Here is a 20,431-nt window from a genome sequence, read left to right as displayed (position 1 = left end):
GCATGTGATACGTGGAGTTAGAGGGGCTACTACGGTAAATGAAAATAATGAAATGGAAATAATTGAGGCAACTGAGATTTTGCTGAGGAAGATGATTGAGGAAAATTCGATCGATGCTGAAACGGTTGCATCTGTCTTCATTTCAGTGACAGAGGATATCACAGCAGTATTCCCTGCAAGAGCGATGAGATTAATTGATGGCTGGAAGTATGTTCCTGTTATGTGTATGAGGGAAATTCCAGTAGAATCCTCATTAGAAAGATGTATTCGTGTAATGATGCATGTGAACACAAATATTTCGCAACAAGATATTAGTCACATATACTTAGGAAATGCAATTAAGCTAAGACCTGATTTAAATACTGCTGACAAGTTCTAACACTAATCAATTTCACACTGATTAATTACGACATTGAAAAGAAAAGGTGAGTCATTATGAAATGGAAAGAGCAGTTGCTTCAATTATCCCCATATCAACCCGGGAAACCAATCGATGAAGTAAAAAGACAATATGGTTTAGAGAAAATTGTTAAACTGGCATCCAATGAAAATCCTTTTGGATGCTCCGAAAATGTGATTGCAGCTATCAAAAGTTCATCTGTTTCATTTCCTTTATATCCAGATGGGAATGCTACCAATTTAAGAGAAACGATTGCTAGCTATTTCGGTTTAAGCCCGTCACAATTTATTTTTGGCAATGGGGCTGATAACCTCATCCAAATTATCTCAAGGGCTCTTTTAAAACCAGGCACAAATACAGTAATGGCTTCACAAACCTTTTCGCAGTATAAACATAACGCCATCATTGATGGAGCAGAGGTTAAGGAAATTCCACAAATAAACGGGGAACATGATCTTGATGGAATGCTTGAGGCTATTGGTGAGTTAACTTCAGTAGTGTGGGTTTGTAACCCAAATAATCCGACAGGCACTTATATAAGTGAAGATCGTTTAATTTCTTTCTTAGAGAAAGTCCCTAATGATATTCTAGTAGTGATTGATGAGGCTTACTTTGACTATGCTGTTGCTGAGGACTATAACAGTTCTGTAAATTTACTGGATCGTTTTCCTAATATTATCGTTTTGCGTACATTCTCAAAAGTTTATGGCTTAGCAAGCCTCCGTGTTGGATTTGGAATCAGCCAATCTGAAATCATTAAAACATTAGAACCAGCTAGGGAACCATTTAATGTCAATACAATAGCCCAGGCCGCAGCAATAGCAGCTCTTGAAGACAAAGAGTATGTTAATTTTTGTAAACAAAAAAACCGTGAAGGTCTGGAACAATTCTATACATTTTGTGAGGAGAATGGTTTAAGCTATTACCCTTCACAAGCAAACTTTATATTAATTGATTTTAACAAGGACGGAAATGAAGTGTTTCAATATTTACTCGAAAGAGGTTTTATCGTCCGTTCAGGCAAGGCGCTAGGCTTCCCTACTTGTGTGAGGGTGACAGTTGGTTCAAAGGAACAAAACGAAGGTGTAATTAACATCATGTCCGAACTATTAGCTGAAAAGTCAATCGTTTCTTAAGAAAACTATTTTTTATTAGAAATCAGAGGCTGCTATGGCCTCTGAACCTATTTTCCCACTAATTTCAATCATAAAGGTGGTGAGCCGCTTGAAAGGCCGTGTATTTATTATAGGTTTAGGATTAATCGGGGGATCATTGGCATTATGCATTAAAAAGACTCACAAGGACGCAGTTGTCATTGGATTCGATATCAATGAAGAGCAGTCGAAGCTTGGAAGGATGCTTGGAGTTATCGATGAAATAGCCGTATCAATTGAAGAAGGCGCTGAACATGCTGACCTAATTTTAATTGCTACTCCAGTGAAAGTAACTGAACAGATTTTTAAAGTTTTAGAAAATGTTCCTTTAAAAAATCAAGTTATTATTTCGGATGCTGGCAGTACGAAAAAGGAAATCGTTCAATTGGCAGATGCTTTTAAGAAAAGAGGAATCACTTTTATTGGCGGGCATCCGATGGCTGGGTCACATAAAAGCGGTGTAACTGCTGCGAAATCGATCCTTTTTGAAAACGCCTTTTATATTTTTACTCCTGAAGATCACATTGCAAACGATAGACTGCAGGAACTGCAAGATTGGCTTTCTGGGACAAAAGCAAGATTTATTACTCTATCCCCACAGGAACATGATTATTTGACAGGAGTTATCAGCCATTTTCCTCATATTATCGCAGCTTCTCTCGTTCATCAGGCTGAGAAAACAAGTGCAAAGCAGAAGCTTGTACCGAGTTTGGCAGCAGGAGGCTTTCGTGATGTAACAAGAATTGCATCTAGTAACCCTGAAATGTGGAAAGACATCTTACTACATAATAAAGAGGTTATGTTACATCTTCTTGATGATTGGCAAAAAGAAATGCAGAAAGTCTCTAACATGCTTTCCGAAGAAAATGAACATGAGATTTATCATTATTTTCATCGTGCTAAGCAATTTCGTGATGAATTGCCGCAAAAAGAAAAAGGAGCCATCCCATCCTTTTACGATCTTTTTGTTGATATCCCTGACTATCCAGGTGTAATTTCTGAGATTACAGGATATTTAGCAAAAGAGGAGATAAGCATTACGAATATTCGAATCCTAGAAACTCGAGTGGATATTAATGGAATTCTAGTTATTAGTTTTCAAACAGAAGAAGATCGTGCACGTGCTGAGATTTGTATTCATAATTACACTAATTTTGAAACCTCTGTAGGAATTTAAGTTTGTTACGAAGAAATGGAAGAAAAAAGCATGTTAATAAGGGGTGTTTTTTTTGAAGCCAATTAAATTAAAGACCAATATCCCTTCATTAAGGGGTACAATCAATATTCCAGGTGATAAATCAATCTCTCACCGATCCATCATGTTTGGGGCTATTGCAGAAGGAAAAACGACTGTTACCAACTTTTTGTTGGGGGAGGATTGTTTAAGTACAATCGCCTGCTTTAAGAAATTAGGCATACCTATTCAGCAGCTAGAAGATAAAGTGATTATTGAGGGAAACGGCATTGATGGGCTAAAGGAACCTTCTGAAATATTAGATGTTGGAAATTCAGGAACAACTATTCGTTTACTGTTAGGAATCCTTGCTGGACGCCCATTTCATTCCGTATTAGTTGGAGACGAATCTATCGGAAAAAGACCGATGACAAGGGTGACAAAGCCTTTACAAACGATGGGTGCAGCCATACAAGGAAGAAAGAATGGTGAATATACACCTATATCTATATCTGGCGGGTCTTTAAAACCAATAGAGTATTCATTACCTGTTGCAAGTGCTCAAGTAAAGTCTTCCCTATTGTTTGCGGGATTACAAGCTAATGGGACTACAACCATTATTGAGCCAGCGAAAACTAGGGATCATACTGAGAGAATGATAAGAAAATTCGGAGGTATAATCGAAGCAGATGAACGTACAGTTCGCATAAAGGGTGGTCAGAAGCTGACAGGAACTTCTATTCATGTTCCAGGCGATATTTCATCTGCAGCTTTCTTCCTTGTTGCAGGAGCTATCATACCTAATAGCTGCATAACATTAAAAAATGTTGGCTTAAATCCGACAAGAACGGGAATTATTGATGTGATGAAGGCAATGGGCGCTGATATGACCATAGTTCCATATGAGGACGATACCTTTGAACCATGTGGAGATATAACAATTAAAACATCCAATCTTAAGGGAATAACGATTGAAGGCGACTTAATCCCTAGATTAATTGATGAAATACCAGTTATCGCTCTTTTAGCATCGCAAGCTGAGGGTGAAACTGTTATTAAAGATGCTGAGGAATTAAAGGTTAAAGAGACAAACCGAATAGATACGGTAGTAAATGAGCTTACAAAGCTTGGTGCAAACATTGAAGCAACTGAGGATGGAATGATTATTAAAGGAAACTCTCAATTGAACGGTGGAATCGTTTCAAGTTATGGCGATCATAGAATTGGAATGATGCTTGCCATAGCCGCAGCTATTTGTAAGGAAGACGTGCAGCTCGAAAATGAAGAATCAATTTATATTTCCTATCCTTCCTTTTTTACACATTTAGAAAGTCTTAGTAATTAACCTATATTTATAGGAGGCTGCCTATCAGCCTCTTTTTGTTTTGTTACATATATTAAATTGATAATAACTTCTTAATAAATAATCATAAATAAAAATATTTTTCATAGCTTGTCATAAGACCGTAAAAAGGGTGGTTTTATGACATATATCATTGAATACGCCAATATCCTAAGGGACCAGAAGTTAACAAAAGCCTCACTTCTAATTGATAACGGATCTATTTTGTCAATTAAACAGGACTTTAAAAGGTATAAGTATACAAAAATGAATGCAGAACCATTTATTATGACCCCCACTTCTATCCTGTATAAAAAAGATTTTCCGTTTGATAAGCCTTTTCTAGAGATGAAAAAATATTATATTGAAGAATTTATCTTAAAGGGTTGCACAGCTTTCTTAACAATGGCAACTATAAAGTATGAATATGAGTTATCAAACGCGATAAACCGTTTGAAAGTTCAGCTGCTAAATAGCCCCATTGATTATATTATAGGTGTTCGGGTTCCTATCCGTTTATTAACCCAATCCTTTTTAAGAAAATGCAAGCAAGAAAAAGTTCCTGCTATTTTTGTGGATATATATCAAATGGACGAGCTGTACGATTTGCCATGGGGATGGCTTCGGGAGGCTATGTTTCCATATAACAGCCCCCTAATACCCATATTTATGAATGCCAATAAACAGGATGCAAATGAATGGAATAGGCTCATGAATGAAGAGAAGATACCGTTTGTGGAAGATGAATTAACAGAAGATCAGCCAATTCCAAAAGCCATTCTATCTAAGATTGGGATATATCCGTTCAAGGGAGGCATTTACCAAGGGTGTGAATTGTCTTATAATTTTTATTTGAAAAGCAGAGAAATCCGAAAAATTGAAGAATCGCAATTGTTTCATTATCATAGAGAAAAGTTAGTTATTACAGTTCAAAATGGAGATGTGGTCCGTTCCGGCAGTAATGTAGTTTTTAGGCCAGGATATGGCAAGCATGTTAAAATAAAGACACCATCTTTTTTTAGGATTGACGTTTAGACATGAAAGGAATTTAGATATGGAAAAAATTAGTGAGATTATTAAGTTGCTTGAAAGCGGTCAACATGAAGAAGCATTGATCCATTATCAAAGCATTTTATTAAATGGGTCACATGAAGAAAGATTTGTTCTAGGTGAGGAATTGCTGCACTACGGATTTCTGGAAGAAGCAAAAAAACTATTTGAAAGACTGCTTGAATCTTATCCGGAAGAGGGAGAACTGCTTGTCCTTTTAGCAGAAACCCATATTGACCTCGGGGAAGAGGATGAAGCAATCCTTGTTCTTGAAAAAGTACAAGAGGAAGATCCAAGTTTCCCGCAATCGTTATTGCTGCTTGCAGACCTTTATCAAATGGAAGGTTTATATGAGGTGAGTGAACAAAAGCTGTTAAAAGCAAAAAAGATCTTACCTAAAGAGGTTATTGTTGATTTTGCACTTGGAGAGCTTTACGCAGAACAAGGCAGGTTTCTCGAGGCTGCGAAAATCTATGGACAAGTCCTTAAAACGGATGAAATCATCGCGGGCGTGAATGTTAATCAAAGGCTGGCTGAGGTTCTCAGCGTGGGAGGAGCATTCGAGGAGGCTTTGCCATACTATGAAAAAGCAATGGAGGATAAACTTGAAATTAATACGCTGTTTAGCTATGCATTTACAGCATTGCAGGCAGGATATAATAGAACAGCAATCGAAAAGTTTAATGAATTAAAGGAGCTTGATCCCGAATATCATTCATTATATATCAATCTTTCCAAGGCTTACGAGCGTGAAGAGGAATTAGAAAACAGCTTTAATGCGATTAAGATGGGAATTCAATATGACGAATATAATAAAGAGCTTTATTTATATGGCGGTAAACTTGCGCTAAAGGTAGGCAAGGAACAGGAAGCGGAAAATTTATTAAGAGAGGCGCTTGCACTTGACCCAGAATATATTGAAGCAGGGGCCAGTTTAACAAAGTTTTTTCTAAGGCAGGAAAGATATAAGGATGTTTTGGAAATTACGGAATTGTTAAGTGATTTTGAGGAAGAGGAGCCGCAACTTATTTGGGATTCAGCCTTAGCCCATCACCAGCTTGAAGAATATTCATTGGCATTAAACAAATACAATCGTGCATATACTTTCTTTAAGGAAGAGCCGGATTTTCTAATAGATTACGGAAATTTTTTAATTGAGGAAGGAAAAAGCACTGAGGCTGCCGAAGTTTTTAGTAAATTAGTGAAAATTGAACCAGGCATCATTGAATATCAGGAAATATTACAAAGACTTTTGGAACAATGATTAAAATGAAATAGGCTTATTAATTTTGTAATAGCAGAGGAGGGAATCGAATATGTCAGCCCCTGTATCTGTCAACGAGAAAAAAGATTTTATTCGCTGGTTTCTAAACCATTATCAATTAAAGAGACGGGAATGTGTATGGATTCTTAACTATTTAATGAGCCACGATCAGTTAATGGAAAAAGTTCATTTTGTTGAGCATGCACAGTATTGTCCGAAAGGATTAATCATGTCAACTCATTGTGTTGACGAAGTCCCGTTTCGATTCTACAAGGAAAATGTCATGACGACTGATGCAGAGAAATCTTTTCACGACATACGGCTTAATCGTGAGGAGGATATCTTTATCCAGTTAAATTTTCACGCATCCAATAAAGCCCATCAATATGCGGCTGTTTTGGAGGAGAATCCATTTTTACCGAATAAAATGGAAATTAGTGAAAAGGATAAAATGGTTGCTGAAAAGTTCCTTTGCGACAGCATAAAGAAATTCCAAAGAGAGAGCCTTCTTAAAAAAATTGATGAGGCTTTGGATAATCAAGACGAATCAGCTTTCATCCAATTAACTGAAGAACTAAGAAAATTAAAGCCTTAATGATTGCTTGCTATGATTAGCAGGCTTTTATTTTTTCTAGCTCTAGCGCCTACCCCCGATGTACAGGACGTACTAGTGTCGACAATGCGACAGGACAAGGAACGCTTCGTCAGCAATACATCGTACGACCAAAAGTGAGCTTTTGGGAGGACGTCGCGTTTTTGTCGACCTCGAGGTCACAAGCCCAGCCTCCCAGAAAGGTAAAGTTCAACCTTTCCGGGAGGCTGGGCTTGTGCTTGTCGGGGGTGGTCAAGGCGCTTCCGCTTTTAACTTTTGTCGAATATTCGTATTAGTGATAAGATAAATAGGAAAAATTAGAAATATGGAGTGAGTTGGATGAAGTGGATTTCCCAGGATATTGATAAGTTTCTTCAGTCAAAGGAGTATGTGGATACGGCAGTAATCCCGTTGCTTCCTGTCTCCCTCGGCAATGATATGAAACAATCAGCTTCGATGAGTGAGTTTATTTCTTTACTTAGTGTTCAGCTAGAAAGACAGTTTAGGGGCAGGGTTATGATGCTGCCAGGATATTCTTATCTTAAATCAGCATCAGCGGACAAGCTTAGTGGAGATATAAAGTTTTGGGAGAATGAATTGTTTGCTAATGGTTTTAAGCATGTTTTTCATGTCACCTCTGACAGCAGCTGGAAGTCAATGGAAGATCAACTCGATGGAAGTTTAATTTGGCTGCCATCGATTCCACTTGAGCATATGGATGAGCGGAATCGAAATACAATACTTGAGGATCAAGTAAAACAGCTATTAAATCTGTTTATGCAAAAATGGCAAAACGCTGAATAATCCTAGGAATATGTAAATATTCAATTGAATGTAATTAATAATCAAGGAATGTCTGAATGAGTAGGGGAATTTTGGTTAATAATTATGCTCTTATTTATATAAAATATGTAATTAAATTTAAAATAATTAGAATATGTCACAGAGTCTACATGTTTTTACCAAAGGATTATATTGACCTTCAATGGAGATTGATATATCATGATTATGTCCTAGTTTTATATTGTGTTGAACTATGTCCGTTGGACTTAACTTCATAATAGAGGGGGGAAAAGTATGAGCAAAAATCGTGTATCTAGACGTCAATTCCTTAGTTATACTCTAACTGGTGTAGGCGGTTTCATGGCTGCAGGTATGTTAATGCCTATGGTTCGTTTTGCGATTGACCCAGTATTGCAAGCGAAAGCTGAAAGTGATTTCATTCCAACTAAACAAAAAGTTGCTGAAATTACCGAGGTTCCAACTCGGGTTGACTTTACATTTGAACAGCAGGATGCTTGGTATACTTCAGACGTATCTGGTACAGCATGGGTTTACAAAGACGAAAAAGATGAAATTGTTGCTTTATCGCCTGTATGTAAACATTTGGGGTGTGTAGTTGACTGGGATACTGACAAGTCTAATCCGAATCATTTCTACTGTCCATGTCATGGCGGTCTTTATACAAAGGATGGTACGAACGTTCCTGGAACTCCGCCATTTGCATCGCTTGACGTATATCCTTACATTGAAAAAGACGGTTTCCTATACTTAGGAAAAGCTGAGCCGAAAAAGGGGGCGTAATCATTGTTAAACAAAATTTATGATTGGGTAGATGAACGTTTAGATATTACGCCTTTATGGCGCGACATCGCGGACCATGAAGTGCCTGAGCACGTAAACCCGGCACACCATTTTTCTGCATTCGTTTACTGCTTTGGCGGTTTAACGTTCTTCGTTACTGTTATCCAAATCTTGTCTGGAATGTTCTTAACGATGTATTATGTTCCAGATATCAAAAATGCATGGGAATCTGTATATTACTTGCAAAACCATGTTGCTTTTGGACAAATTGTCCGTGGAATGCATCACTGGGGAGCAAGCCTAGTCATTGTAATGATGTTCTTACATACGCTTCGTGTTTTCTTCCAAGGTGCTTATAAGAAGCCGCGTGAGTTAAACTGGGTTGTTGGAGTACTTATTTTCTTCGTTATGCTAGCACTTGGATTAACTGGCTATTTATTGCCTTGGGATATGAAAGCATTATTTGCAACAAAAGTTACAATGCAAATTATTGAATCAACTCCACTTATTGGTATGCAATTAAAAACGCTAATTGCAGGAGATCCGGAAATTGTCGGTGCTCAAACGATTACCCGCTTCTTCGCGATTCACGTATTCTTCTTGCCTGCAGCCTTATTCGGGTTAATGGCAGCACACTTTGTAATGATTCGTAAACAAGGTATTTCAGGTCCATTGTAAAAATACGATTACGATAATTTTGAAAAAGGAGGGGGAATCGCCCAATGCATCGTGGTAAAGGTATGAAATTCGTAGGTGACTCTCGTGTTCCTGCTGAACGTAAACCGAATATTCCGAAAGATTACTCGGAATACCCTGGAAAAACAGAGGCGTTCTGGCCGAACTTCCTATTAAAGGAATGGATGGTTGGTGCTGTTTTCTTAATCGGATTTTTATGTTTAACAATTGCACATGAACCACCGTTAGAAAAAATAGCTGATCCGAGTGATACAGCTTATATTCCGCTTCCAGACTGGTATTTCTTATTCTTATACCAATTGCTTAAGTATACTTATGCATCTGGACCATACAATGCAGTAGGTGCGTTTATTATTCCAGGTCTAGCATTTGGGGCTTTACTGTTAGCACCATTTATTGACCGTGGTCCTGAACGCAGACCATCTAAACGACCATTAGCAACTGGATTTATGCTTTTAGCTATTGCAGGTATTACATTCCTAACTTGGCAGTCTGTAGCTTATCATGACTGGGAAGCTGCTGCAAACCAAGGGAAAATCGTAGCAGAAGTTGATATTGATACTGAAGCAGAAGGCTATAAACTTCTGGAATCAAACAATTGCTTGTCATGTCACGGAGCTGAACTTACCGGTGGTGCAGGTTCACCTGCTCTTATCGACACTGGATTAACTCCAGAAGAAGTTTCAGAGATTGCGAAAAATGGTGTTGGCAGCATGCCTCCTGGTATGTTCAAAGGTACGGATGAAGAATTACAAGTACTTGCTGAATATATTTCAGGTTTAACAAGTAAATAAATAAAAAAAGCTGACGATTTCGCGTCAGCTTTTTTTTTATGCTCAAAAGCATAAAAAAACTTTCTAGCCGGCTATAATAAAATCTCTATGGTAAAATAATCAATATAGATAATTAAAATAGAAAAGAGGATCTTCATGAAGTGGATTTATCCTATCCTTGCTCACCGAGCCGTACTATGGCTGTTATTAATCGTGAATATAGCAGGGACCATTTACGGGTATATTTGGTATAAGTGGCAACTCGTTGAGACACCGCCCATTTTCTTGCCTTTTGTTCCAGACAGTCCAACAGCTAGTTTGTTTTTTGTTTTCGTATTGATTGCCTTTTTGCTTGGGAAAAACTGGCCCCTTTTTGAAGCATTGGCTATTGTAACACTCATTAAATATGGAGTATGGGCTGTAGTGATGAATTTGCTAGTTTTTAATGTAACAGGAGAATTGGATTTAGTTGCCCTCATGCTAATACTTTCTCATGGTGCCATGGCTGTTCAAGGTGTGCTGTATGCTCCATTTTATCGTATTAAAATTTGGCATTTAGTTGTTACAAGTATTTGGACATTACATAATGATGTAATAGATTATGTGTTTTTTATGCTTCCTCGTTACCCTATTTTAGACTTATATACGCCACAAATTGGTTATTTTACATTTTGGCTGAGCTTGTTCTCTATAGGCGTTACTGCTTTTTTTACATTAAGAAAAAATCGATTTACCTTAAAATTGAATTCTTATTGAATAGGTATAACCTTGTCCCATCTCTCATAGATATTTAATAGTAATTTGAGGGGGGACAAGAATGAAAGCTAGGTTTATTGTTACAGTCATTATATGTTTTCTATTATTGCCTATATCAGTTATCGCAAACGAAACCTCACCTGTAGATAGATTGGATCAATTATCGGATGAAGCATTGCAGATGGTTAAGCTTCATCGGTATGAAGATGCCAAAAAGCTTCTAGATTATTTCTCAGAACAATTTGTTTCAGTAACGGGAAAAGAAATCTCATTTACTGCGGATGAGTTGAGGATCTTAACGATTTCTCATGATGAGGCTGTACAGGCTACTGCCAACGCTACAATGAATCATGATGAGAAAATTAACCGCGTAACGAAGTTCAGGCTTGTTATGGATGCTATTACTTCACCATATCAACCGTTATGGACTGAAATGGAATCACCCATTATGACTGTTTTTTCAGAGGTAAAGGAAGCTGCTTACACTGGTGATAAACAGCAATTTCATAGTACATTGAATTCATTTTTATCATTGTATGACATGATTTATCCCAGTATAAAAATCAATGTGGATAGAGAACAGATACAAAGATTAGATGCAAAAATCGATTTTATTGATAAATATCGTCCTCAAGTATTAACGGAATCAGCCAGCCAAATGGAGCTCGAAGCATTAGAGGCAGATTTACAGCTATTATTTGATGAAATGACTGAAGACGAAGCAGATCCTTCCTTATGGTGGGTGATCATTTCAACAGGAAGCATCATTATTCTTACATTATCCTACGTTGGCTGGAGAAAATATAAGGGAGATAAGGAAAAGGAGAAATCCCTTTCCAGAAGGCAAAAAGATTGACGCCATCTTTCAGCAAAAATACAATAATATAATAAGCTTTACTTATTTTGAGGAGTGGGCTTATTTGTTCTACCAACATATTAGATGTTGCATCTGAGAAAAGCTGAATAAGGAGGGATAGCAATGGGTGGGTACCTTATATACTTTGCTATCATTATTTTGATTCCGCTATGGGCGCAAATGAGAGTGAAGGGCTCATATACAAAATTTTCAAAAGTCCCAGCCTCATCACATATGAGAGGTGCGGAGGTTGCAAGACGAATTCTGGACTCGAATGGATTATTCCATGTAAGTGTTGAGGAAGTAAGAGGTCATTTAACAGACCATTATGATCCGCGTTCTAAAACAGTAAGGCTGTCAACTGCAAATTTCCATGGTCACTCCGTAGCCGCTGCGGCAATTGCAGCCCATGAAGTCGGTCATGCCATACAGGATCAGCAGGAATACGCACCTTTACGTTTCCGCCATACGCTTGTTCCAGTCGCAAATATCGGTTCCAATTTTTCTTGGATCCTAATTATGATCGGTTTCTTTGCAGGTTTAAGCGGATTTGTGTTACTTGGCATTATTTTTATGGCGTCAGCTGTAGTCTTCCAACTTGTCACTCTTCCAGTTGAATTTAATGCATCCAACCGTGCGATGGATCAAATCGTATCACTTGGCATCATCAGAAACGATGAAGAAAGGGAAACGAGAAAGGTGCTAAATGCTGCAGCACTTACTTATGTAGCAGCAGCTGCAGTTGCCGTCTTAGAATTACTCCGCTTAATCCTTATTTATACTGGAATGCAAAGACAAGACTAAAACCAGCCATTTGGCTGGTTTTGTTATGTATTAATGTTCAATTGGCTTTTTATTTTCATCCAATGTAAAGCCTTCCCCTAACACATCGTGGACAACTGTAACCGAAACAAAGGCATGGGGATCAACAGAGTTAACAACATTTTTTAAACGGATTATCTCATTCTTTCCAACTACACAGTATAAAACTTCCCGATCCTTTTTAGTAAAGGATCCATATCCTCTAAGGACAGTCACGCCACGTTCCATTTCTGTCATAATCTTTTCGGCTATTTCATCATTTAAATCAGAAATAATCATTGCTCCTCTTGCGGAATAGGCGCCTTCCTGCATAAAATCAATTACTCTTGCTCCGACAAATACTGCAACAAGTGTATACATTGCCTCTTGATAGGATAAATAAAAAATTAATGATAGTGTAATGACAGCAGCATCAAATATGAACATTGTTCTCCCCATGCTTATGCCTGCGTATTTGTTCACTAATCTTGCGATAATATCAACTCCGCCAGTTGTTCCCCCAAAACGGAATATTATCCCTAGGCCTATACCGATAAAAACACCAGCAAATAATGCAGCAAGTGTTAGGTCTTCATTAAGGGGCATATGTATTTGATTACGCTGAAATATCCATAAAAAGACTGATACGCTGACAGTACCGAGAATTGTATAGAGGAATGACTGTTTTCCGAGTAATTTCCAGCCTATAAAAAATAGCGGGATATTTAACAATAAGTTTGTATACGAAGGATCCCATTTAAATAGGAAATATAAAAGAAGGGTAATTCCAGTAAATCCGCCTTCTGATAAATTATTTTGCATATTAAAATGAACGATGCCGAAAGAAAAGATAGCAGCTCCAAACAAGATAAAAAAACTATTTTTCAATTTCATATAAAATCCTCCGCTTCCAATTTCCTACATAAATTATTGTGCCCGTTTATCAAGGATAAAGTCAAGGGAGTTTGACAAACGGATCCACCTTATATTTAATAAAAAATATTTGTAAAAGAACTATCGTTTAGCTAACATGAAAGAAGGGAAATAGTAGGTTTACCTTTAAACATAAGAAGGGATGAAATTAAGCGTGCAAGAAAAAACAATGAAAGATTTGCAAGAAGAAGTGGATACATACATAAGCCAATTTAAAGAAGGGTATTTTAGTCCTCTTGCTATGTTGGCAAGGCTAACAGAGGAGCTAGGCGAGCTTGCAAGAGAGATCAATCATCAATACGGTGAGAAACCGAAAAAAGCTACCGAAACAGAAAAAGCGATTGAAGAAGAATTGGGGGATACGTTATTTGTCCTCATATGCCTAGCTAATTCATTAAATATTGATCTTGAAACTGCACATAATGGAGTAATGAATAAATTTAATACTCGTGATAAAGACCGTTGGACAAGAATTGAAGATCAGGGGGATAAATAACATGGAAAAAATCAAAATTGTCATTGCAGGAGCAAGAGGAAGAATGGGAAGAGAAGCCGTTCAGCTCGTGCAGGAAACTGATAATTATCAGCTCGTAGCAGTAGTTGATCACAAAAATGGAGGAGGCTTGCTCAGTAATTTTGATGGTTTTAGCGGAATTGATATTCCTATCTATACTGATATGTCTCAATGCTTCCAGGAAATTGATACAGATGTCCTTATCGATTTAACTACGCCTGAATATGGCATGCTCCATACGAAAACGGCATTAGCACATGGGGTTAGACCGGTTGTCGGAACAACAGGCTTCAGTAAAGAGGATCTTAACGAGCTTGAATCGCTATGTCGTGATAAGGAACTAGGTTGTATTATTGCGCCTAATTTTGCCATAGGTGCTATTTTAATGATGAAGTTTGCACAAATGGCGGGGAGATATTTCAATGATGTAGAAATTATTGAACTCCATCATGATCAAAAGCTGGACGCTCCGTCAGGAACAGCAGTAAAAACAGCGGAAATGATTGCAGCGGTCAGGGAGCCGAAAAAACAAGGTCATCCGAACGAAAAGGAAACAATTTCTGGTGCAAGAGGGGCAGATTTTGAAGGGATGCACATCCATTCAGTCAGATTGCCAGGTTTAATTGCCCATCAGCAAGTGATGTTTGGTTCAGAAGGACAAACCTTAACAATCCGGCATGACTCTTATAATCGTGCCTCCTTTATGTCAGGGGTAAAACATGCTGTAGATACTGTGTTAAAAATTGATACTTTAATTTATGGACTAGAAAACATCTTGGATTAGTAAGGGTGGGAATTAGATGAATATAGCTTTGATTGCACATGATAAAAAAAAGAATGATCTTGTACGTTTTGTAACAGCGTATAAAAATATTTTAGCTGAGCATACCCTTTTTGCCACAGGAACGACAGGCTCTAGATTAATTAATGAAACAGGCTTGAATATTCATAGATTTCAATCTGGCCCTTTTGGTGGAGATCAGGAAATTGGTGCATTAGTAGCAAATAATAAAATGGATATAGTGATATTCTTCAGGGATCCTTTAACAGCGCAGCCCCATGAGCCAGATGTGACTGCATTAATGCGCTTATGTGATGTATATTCAGTCCCGCTAGCTACAAATATGGGGACAGCAGAAATCCTGATTAAAGGACTTGAACGCGGGGATTTATCTTGGAGAACAATTGTCTACGGAAAAAGCGGTGGTCAGGATGTTTGAGATAATATTTGGTGAAAACGAATGAAAACAAAATTAAAAATTGGCATAACCTGTTATCCGACAGTAGGCGGATCTGGAGCTATAGCGACTGAATTAGGTAAAAAGCTTGCTGAAAGAGGGCATGAGATTCATTTCATAACCTCAAGCCTTCCGTTTCGATTAAATAGAATGCATTCAAATATTTTTTACCATCAAGTAGATGTAAATCAATATTCTGTTTTTCAATATCCTCCATATGATATTGCCCTTGCGAGTAAGATGGCTGAAGTCATTAAACGGGAAAATCTTGATTTGCTTCATGTCCATTATGCAATTCCACATGCTGTCTGTGCCATTCTCGCCAAGCAAATGAGTGAACGCGATATTAAAATTGTTACTACTTTACACGGAACGGATATTACCGTTCTTGGCTATGACCAGTCTTTAACGGGAGCAATCCGATTTGGAATAGAAAAATCTGATGCCGTTACGGCAGTTTCTAACTCCTTAACCGCACAAACATACGATGTCATCAAACCAGAAAAAAAGATTGAAGTAGTATATAACTTTATTGATGAGCGTGTATACCGTTTAATGGATTCTTCTTATTTACGGAAGGAATATGGGATTACAGAGGACGAAAAGGTTGTCATCCATGTTTCAAATTTCCGCGGGGTGAAAAGAGTTCAGGATGTAGTAAAAGCATTTGCCAAAATAGCTGAAAAAGTCCCTGCCAAGCTGATGCTTGTTGGTGATGGCCCTGAGATGACTGTCGTTTGCGGTCTAGTAAACCAATTGGACATTCATGAAAAGGTACTTTTATTAGGTAAGCAGGATAATCTAGAGGAGCTTTATTCCATAAGTGATTTAATGCTGTTGCTTTCGGAAAAAGAAAGCTTTGGTTTAGTTGCTCTAGAAGCGATGGCTTGTGGAGTACCTTGTATCGGAACAAATGTCGGAGGCATTCCAGAAGTGATTTCTAACGGGCAAAACGGCTATTTATGTGAGCTTGGCGATATTCCAGCAATTGCTGAAAAAGGCATCGCTATGCTAACTAATGAGGAACTCCACCAACGGTTTTCCAGAGAGGCCATAAACACTGCGTACCATAACTTTCGCTCAGAACTTATTGTCACTCAATATGAGAATATATATTACAACCTACTTAAAGAGGATGACGTGATGTGAAGGAATCTTTTCTAAAAGCAATTCCCCTTTTATCAAAAATTCAAGAGTCAGGCTATGAAGCTTATTTTGTAGGTGGATCGGTTAGAGATTATTTGTTAGAGAAGGAAATTGCAGATGTCGATATTGCTACCTCTGCAACACCTGATGAAATTAGAAATATTTTTCCGAAAACTGTTGATGTGGGAATTGAGCATGGGACCATTATAGTCCTATTTAATGGAATTCCATATGAAGTGACAACCTTTCGAACAGAAGCAGAGTATGTGGACTTTAGACGGCCGTCCGAGGTTCAATTTATCCGGTCATTACATGAAGATTTAAAACGCAGAGATTTTACGATGAATGCGATTGCGATGGACAAGGAAGGCAGGTTTATTGATCCGTTTCTAGGCAGACAGGCTATTAAGGAAAAAATGATAAAGACCGTTGGGAAGGCAGAGGATCGTTTTTCTGAGGATGCTTTAAGAATGATGCGTGCTGTCCGGTTCTATAGCCAGCTAGGCTTTCGAATTGAAGAGACCACCTATCAGGCCTTGAAAACTTCCGCTTCGTTACTTGCAAAGATCTCAACAGAGAGGAAACTAGCGGAGTTCGAAAAGCTTTTGGCTGGAAATAATCGAATCCAAGCATTGCTTGTACTAGCTGACACTGGCCTTTTAAACTATTTGCCAGGAATGAAACCACATATCGAAACAATAACAAATATAGCTAAGTATGATTGCAGCAAGCTTTCAGTTAATGAAATGTGGGGACTGCTACTTTATCTTTTTAAGATTGATTTACATAAAGTTAATGATTTTATGAAAAATTGGAAGCTGCCAGTGAAACAAATAAAAAAAATCCATCAATTATTATTTTGGCTGGATTTTAGAGAAAGAAGCAATTGGACAAATAAAGCAATGTTCGATGCAGGCGCTGAAATCATTGAGGGAACAGAAAAAATCTATAATGTATTACATAATCAGGATGTAATCATCGATATTGAAAGATTACTGTTAAGTTATCATTTATTGCCCATTAAACAGCGAGGTGAATTACAGGTTACAGGAACTGACCTGCAAGAGTGGTATCAGAAATCCCCTGGACCTTGGATAAAGGAAAAATTAGGAGAAGTTGAGGTCGCAGTTTTAAATAAGCAAATCAGTAATCGCAAAGATTCGTTAAAGGAGTGGCTGTTAGGGTGCAATCAGAGTTAAGGAAGAAACTGCTCGATGCTTTCACAATAAATGACGATGAATATTTGTCTGGCCAATATTTAGCCGATCTTTTAGGATGCTCAAGGACAGCGGTCTGGAAGCATATAGAAGAGTTGCGTAAGGACGGATTTGAACTCGAAGCTGTACGCAAGAAAGGTTATCGAATTACAAAGATTCCGGAAAGAATTACAGCTGATGAGATAAGATTAGGGCTAGTAACAAAGTCTTTTGGAAAAAATATTCATTATGAGGAAAGTGTTGACTCTACCCAAAAAATTGCCCATCGGCTTGCAAATGAAGATGCTCCAGAAGGAACAGTCATTATCGCAGAGGAGCAGGTTTTGGGCAGGGGAAGAATGGACCGGAAATGGCATTCTCCGAAATATACCGGAGTTTGGATGAGTGTAATTCTTCGACCAAATATACCTCCTCAAAAAGCCCCGCAGCTAACATTAATTGCGGCAGTTGCTGTTGTACAAGCCATAGAAGAGTTTACAAACCTAACCCCGCAAATAAAATGGCCGAATGACATTTTAATTAATGGGAAGAAAGTGACTGGAATATTAACTGAGCTTCAAGCTGATGCAGACCGAATCACTTCCATAATTATCGGGATTGGCATTAATGTAAATCAGCAGAAGGAAGATTATCCTGAGGAGCTGCATAATATAGCTACCTCGCTAGCTATCGAAAGCGGTAAAAAACTTCAAAGAGCAGAATTAGTAAAAATTCTGTTAAGCAAATTGGAGAATTTATATGCACTTTACTTAGAAAAAGGCTTCTATCCTATAAAGTTGCTTTGGGAAAGCTATGCCATCAGCATAGGTAAAATCATAACCGCTAGAACGATAACGGGAAGTATCCATGGAAAAGCAATGGGTATAACAGAAGATGGTGTTCTAATGATTGAAGATGAAAAGGGCAAGGTCCACCATGTTTACTCAGCAGACATTGAACTTAAATAAACTAAAAAGTTTTTGTAGTCAAATTAATTATTAATTTGTTATACTTAAGCTGTCTAGCGTAAGCTAAATGATTGGGCAGTATCCTCAAGTTGAACTGCACCGTGTATCGTTAGGTGATTTTTTTTCATCAATGGAAACATCTGGGAACACCTAAAAATTAAAGATATTCTGCCTAGATCCAAAAATGGACCGGGACAGAGGGATGAGACATAATAAAGAACGAAACGAATTCGGAATCCTTCTGCTTACAGAAGGATTTTTTTCTTTGTTTTTCACCCTCTTCCTTAATTAAAAGGAGGAATAAGGATGAAGCAAACGACTGATTTTTTGAAAATGAAGGAGAATGGTGAGAAGATTGCTGTTCTGACAGCTTACGATTTTCCGGCTGCTAAGCAAGCAGAAAAAGCCAGGGTTGATATGATTTTAGTCGGTGATTCACTTGGAATGGTTGTTTTAGGATATGATTCAACCATCCCTGTTACGGTAGAAGACATGATTCATCATGGAAAGGCTGTCAAAAGAGGAGCTGGGGACACCTTTATTGTAGTAGATATGCCATTCATGAGCTATCATCTGTCAGTTCGCGACACACTTATAAATGGTGCGCGCATTATTCAAGAAACAGGGGCACATGCCGTTAAAGTTGAAGGTGCAGATGAAGTGATTGACGGAATCGAAGCATTAACGAAGGCTGGTATACCTGTCATGGCTCATCTCGGACTAACACCACAATCTGTTGCAGTGCTTGGAGGCTATAAGGTTCAAGGCAAAAGTGCAGAAGCGGCACGTAAGCTGATCGAAGACGCGAAAAAATGCGAGCAGGCTGGTGCATTTGCCGTTGTATTAGAATGTGTTCCGAAGCAGCTGGCAAAGGAAGTTTCCGAATGCCTGACAATCCCGACAATTGGAATCGGTGCTGGCATTGATACGGATGGGCAAGTTCTTGTCTATCATGATGTACTTTCTTATGGTGTTGAAAGAGTACCAAAGTTTGTTAAGAAATATTCAAATATGAATGAGGTCATTGATCAAGGCATTACTGCCTATGTGACTGAAGTGAAACAAGGGGAATTTCCTAGAGAAGAGCATAGTTTCTCGATGAAAGAAACTGAGCTTTTAAGTTTGTACGGAGGAAAAGTATGAAAGTCATTACATCCATTAGCGACATGCAGCAAATAATGTTACAAGAGAAAATGTCAGGGAAATCAATTGGCTATGTCCCTACAATGGGTTATTTACATGAGGGCCATCTGACATTAATTGATCATGCAAGGCAAGAAAATGATTTAGTCGTATTAAGTATTTTCGTAAATCCGCTCCAATTCGGGCCAAGTGAAGATCTAAGTTCATATCCAAGAGATTTTGACCGTGATTCCACTTTAGCTGAAAAACATCAGGTTGACTATATTTTCAATCCATCCCCAGAGGAGATGTATCCCGCACCGTTATCGGTTACCGTAATCGCTAAAGATCGGACGGATGTATTATGCGGACAATCCCGACCTGGCCACTTTGATGGGGTTGTGACAGTTTTAACAAAGCTTTTTAATATAGTTCAGCCGAATAAAGCTTATTTTGGCAAAAAAGATGCTCAGCAGTTAGCCGTTGTGGAAGGACTTGTGAACGATTTTCATTTCCCCATCAAGATTGTGCCAGTGGACATTGTGAGAGAACATGATGGGCTAGCCAAAAGCTCAAGAAATGTTTATTTGCTCCCAGAAGAAAGAGAACAAGCACCTATTCTATACAAAAGTCTTCTCAAGGCAAAAGCCATGATTGAAGAGGGTGAAAGGAACTCTCAACTAATTATCTCGTCTATGAAAGAAATGATTTCCGAAAAGACGAGCGGGACAATCGATTATATTGAAATCTACTCTTATCCAGACCTTAAAGAGATAGAACGTATAGAAGGAAATATAATTATTGCTTTAGCCGTAAAGTTCTCCAAAGCCCGACTTATTGATAATTTAATATTAGCTATTTAAATAGGGGGA

23 protein-coding genes are annotated in these 20,431 nt (G+C 38.0%); 22 read left to right on the top strand and 1 reads right to left on the bottom strand.

Annotated elements, in window-relative coordinates; all coding sequences use genetic code 11:
• The first annotated feature begins 4 nt into the window (after nt 1-4).
• The 14 genes from aroH to RRV45_RS13935 all read left to right on the top strand — a co-directional run bounded on the left by aroH (nt 5) and on the right by RRV45_RS13935 (nt 12,445).
• Nucleotides 5-379, top strand: a complete 375-nt coding sequence (aroH, locus tag RRV45_RS14000) for a chorismate mutase (RefSeq protein ID WP_315665306.1) — start codon at nt 5-7, stop codon at nt 377-379.
• Between the two features lie 56 nt (nt 380-435).
• Nucleotides 436-1,536, top strand: coding sequence for a histidinol-phosphate transaminase (hisC, locus tag RRV45_RS13995; protein WP_315665305.1), 1,101 nt, complete (start codon nt 436-438; stop codon nt 1,534-1,536).
• An 88-nt stretch (nt 1,537-1,624) separates the two neighbouring features.
• On the top strand, nt 1,625-2,731 hold the full coding sequence (locus tag RRV45_RS13990; protein ID WP_315665304.1) for a prephenate dehydrogenase: 1,107 nt from the start codon (nt 1,625-1,627) through the stop codon (nt 2,729-2,731).
• Nucleotides 2,732-2,783: 52 nt separating this feature from the next.
• Entirely contained in the window at nt 2,784-4,073 is a 1,290-nt protein-coding gene (aroA, locus tag RRV45_RS13985) for a 3-phosphoshikimate 1-carboxyvinyltransferase (protein ID WP_315665303.1), read from the top strand.
• A gap of 138 nt (nt 4,074-4,211) precedes the next feature.
• Complete coding sequence (locus RRV45_RS13980) at nt 4,212-5,105, top strand: hypothetical protein (RefSeq protein WP_315665302.1); 894 nt, start codon at nt 4,212-4,214, stop codon at nt 5,103-5,105.
• Nucleotides 5,106-5,124: 19 nt separating this feature from the next.
• Nucleotides 5,125-6,384, top strand: coding sequence for a tetratricopeptide repeat protein (locus RRV45_RS13975; RefSeq protein ID WP_315665301.1), 1,260 nt, complete (start codon nt 5,125-5,127; stop codon nt 6,382-6,384).
• Nucleotides 6,385-6,436: 52 nt separating this feature from the next.
• Complete coding sequence (locus tag RRV45_RS13970) at nt 6,437-6,979, top strand: ReoY family proteolytic degradation factor (RefSeq protein WP_315665300.1); 543 nt, start codon at nt 6,437-6,439, stop codon at nt 6,977-6,979.
• A 336-nt stretch (nt 6,980-7,315) separates the two neighbouring features.
• Nucleotides 7,316-7,780: a YpiF family protein gene (locus RRV45_RS13965; protein WP_315665299.1), complete on the top strand. Its 465-nt coding sequence runs from the start codon at nt 7,316-7,318 to the stop codon at nt 7,778-7,780.
• A 273-nt stretch (nt 7,781-8,053) separates the two neighbouring features.
• A complete protein-coding gene (locus tag RRV45_RS13960; protein WP_315665298.1) occupies nt 8,054-8,560 on the top strand; it encodes a ubiquinol-cytochrome c reductase iron-sulfur subunit in 507 nt (168 codons plus the stop codon).
• A 3-nt stretch (nt 8,561-8,563) separates the two neighbouring features.
• Entirely contained in the window at nt 8,564-9,238 is a 675-nt protein-coding gene (qcrB, locus tag RRV45_RS13955) for a menaquinol-cytochrome c reductase cytochrome b subunit (RefSeq protein ID WP_066294312.1), read from the top strand.
• A gap of 44 nt (nt 9,239-9,282) precedes the next feature.
• Nucleotides 9,283-10,050 (top strand): menaquinol-cytochrome c reductase cytochrome b/c subunit, encoded by a 768-nt coding sequence (locus tag RRV45_RS13950; protein WP_315665297.1) that lies wholly within the window; start codon nt 9,283-9,285, stop codon nt 10,048-10,050.
• Between the two features lie 135 nt (nt 10,051-10,185).
• Nucleotides 10,186-10,785, top strand: a complete 600-nt coding sequence (locus RRV45_RS13945; RefSeq protein ID WP_315665296.1) for a lipoprotein heptaprenylglyceryl N-acetyltransferase LhaT — start codon at nt 10,186-10,188, stop codon at nt 10,783-10,785.
• Between the two features lie 61 nt (nt 10,786-10,846).
• A complete protein-coding gene (gene ypjB / locus RRV45_RS13940) occupies nt 10,847-11,641 on the top strand; it encodes a sporulation protein YpjB (protein ID WP_315665295.1) in 795 nt (264 codons plus the stop codon).
• A gap of 123 nt (nt 11,642-11,764) precedes the next feature.
• On the top strand, nt 11,765-12,445 hold the full coding sequence (locus RRV45_RS13935; RefSeq protein ID WP_315665294.1) for a zinc metallopeptidase: 681 nt from the start codon (nt 11,765-11,767) through the stop codon (nt 12,443-12,445).
• Between the two features lie 30 nt (nt 12,446-12,475).
• On the opposite strand, the gene RRV45_RS13930 is transcribed toward RRV45_RS13935, so the two are convergent.
• Complete coding sequence (locus RRV45_RS13930) at nt 12,476-13,336, bottom strand: YitT family protein (protein ID WP_315665293.1); 861 nt, start codon at nt 13,334-13,336, stop codon at nt 12,476-12,478.
• Between the two features lie 193 nt (nt 13,337-13,529).
• Here RRV45_RS13930 and RRV45_RS13925 point away from each other — a divergent pair, with 193 nt between their 5' ends.
• From RRV45_RS13925 to panC, 8 genes are all read left to right on the top strand, one after another.
• Nucleotides 13,530-13,871, top strand: coding sequence for a nucleotide pyrophosphohydrolase (locus RRV45_RS13925; RefSeq protein WP_315665292.1), 342 nt, complete (start codon nt 13,530-13,532; stop codon nt 13,869-13,871).
• Nucleotide 13,872: 1 nt separating this feature from the next.
• Nucleotides 13,873-14,673, top strand: coding sequence for a 4-hydroxy-tetrahydrodipicolinate reductase (gene dapB / locus RRV45_RS13920; protein WP_315665291.1), 801 nt, complete (start codon nt 13,873-13,875; stop codon nt 14,671-14,673).
• 16 nt (nt 14,674-14,689) lie between these two features.
• Complete coding sequence (mgsA, locus tag RRV45_RS13915; protein WP_315665290.1) at nt 14,690-15,109, top strand: methylglyoxal synthase; 420 nt, start codon at nt 14,690-14,692, stop codon at nt 15,107-15,109.
• Between the two features lie 21 nt (nt 15,110-15,130).
• Nucleotides 15,131-16,276: an N-acetyl-alpha-D-glucosaminyl L-malate synthase BshA gene (gene bshA, locus RRV45_RS13910; RefSeq protein ID WP_315665289.1), complete on the top strand. Its 1,146-nt coding sequence runs from the start codon at nt 15,131-15,133 to the stop codon at nt 16,274-16,276.
• On the top strand, nt 16,273-17,472 hold the full coding sequence (locus RRV45_RS13905; RefSeq protein WP_315665288.1) for a CCA tRNA nucleotidyltransferase: 1,200 nt from the start codon (nt 16,273-16,275) through the stop codon (nt 17,470-17,472). The genes bshA and RRV45_RS13905 overlap by 4 nt, the downstream gene beginning before the upstream one ends.
• Complete coding sequence (locus RRV45_RS13900; protein WP_315665287.1) at nt 17,457-18,437, top strand: biotin--[acetyl-CoA-carboxylase] ligase; 981 nt, start codon at nt 17,457-17,459, stop codon at nt 18,435-18,437. The genes RRV45_RS13905 and RRV45_RS13900 overlap by 16 nt, the downstream gene beginning before the upstream one ends.
• A gap of 306 nt (nt 18,438-18,743) precedes the next feature.
• Nucleotides 18,744-19,580, top strand: coding sequence for a 3-methyl-2-oxobutanoate hydroxymethyltransferase (panB, locus tag RRV45_RS13895; protein WP_315665286.1), 837 nt, complete (start codon nt 18,744-18,746; stop codon nt 19,578-19,580).
• A complete protein-coding gene (gene panC, locus RRV45_RS13890) occupies nt 19,577-20,422 on the top strand; it encodes a pantoate--beta-alanine ligase (RefSeq protein WP_315665285.1) in 846 nt (281 codons plus the stop codon). Before panB ends, panC begins: the two co-directional genes overlap by 4 nt.
• The last annotated feature ends 9 nt before the right edge of the window (nt 20,423-20,431 follow it).

It is taken from the genome of Bacillus sp. DTU_2020_1000418_1_SI_GHA_SEK_038 (assembly GCF_032341175.1).
Lineage (GTDB): Bacteria > Bacillota > Bacilli > Bacillales > Cytobacillaceae > Cytobacillus.
Note: the sequence above shows the minus strand (reverse complement) of the source record. Positions and strands in the feature narration are given on the sequence as shown.

Bases quoted from the DNA above. Each gene is read 5' to 3' on its own strand.
- hisC (WP_315665305.1), top strand. From the start codon at position 436: ATGAAATGGAAAGAGCAGTTGCTTCAATTATCCCCATATCAACCCGGG.
- RRV45_RS13980 (WP_315665302.1), top strand. From the start codon at position 4,212: ATGACATATATCATTGAATACGCCAATATCCTAAGGGACCAGAAGTTA.
- RRV45_RS13975 (WP_315665301.1), top strand. From the start codon at position 5,125: ATGGAAAAAATTAGTGAGATTATTAAGTTGCTTGAAAGCGGTCAACAT.
- RRV45_RS13970 (WP_315665300.1), top strand. From the start codon at position 6,437: ATGTCAGCCCCTGTATCTGTCAACGAGAAAAAAGATTTTATTCGCTGG.
- RRV45_RS13965 (WP_315665299.1), top strand. From the start codon at position 7,316: ATGAAGTGGATTTCCCAGGATATTGATAAGTTTCTTCAGTCAAAGGAG.
- RRV45_RS13960 (WP_315665298.1), top strand. From the start codon at position 8,054: ATGAGCAAAAATCGTGTATCTAGACGTCAATTCCTTAGTTATACTCTA.
- RRV45_RS13950 (WP_315665297.1), top strand. From the start codon at position 9,283: ATGCATCGTGGTAAAGGTATGAAATTCGTAGGTGACTCTCGTGTTCCT.
- RRV45_RS13945 (WP_315665296.1), top strand. From the start codon at position 10,186: ATGAAGTGGATTTATCCTATCCTTGCTCACCGAGCCGTACTATGGCTG.
- ypjB (WP_315665295.1), top strand. From the start codon at position 10,847: ATGAAAGCTAGGTTTATTGTTACAGTCATTATATGTTTTCTATTATTG.
- RRV45_RS13935 (WP_315665294.1), top strand. From the start codon at position 11,765: ATGGGTGGGTACCTTATATACTTTGCTATCATTATTTTGATTCCGCTA.
- RRV45_RS13930 (WP_315665293.1), bottom strand. From the start codon at position 13,336: ATGAAATTGAAAAATAGTTTTTTTATCTTGTTTGGAGCTGCTATCTTT.
- dapB (WP_315665291.1), top strand. From the start codon at position 13,873: ATGGAAAAAATCAAAATTGTCATTGCAGGAGCAAGAGGAAGAATGGGA.
- mgsA (WP_315665290.1), top strand. From the start codon at position 14,690: ATGAATATAGCTTTGATTGCACATGATAAAAAAAAGAATGATCTTGTA.
- bshA (WP_315665289.1), top strand. From the start codon at position 15,131: ATGAAAACAAAATTAAAAATTGGCATAACCTGTTATCCGACAGTAGGC.
- panB (WP_315665286.1), top strand. From the start codon at position 18,744: ATGAAGCAAACGACTGATTTTTTGAAAATGAAGGAGAATGGTGAGAAG.
- panC (WP_315665285.1), top strand. From the start codon at position 19,577: ATGAAAGTCATTACATCCATTAGCGACATGCAGCAAATAATGTTACAA.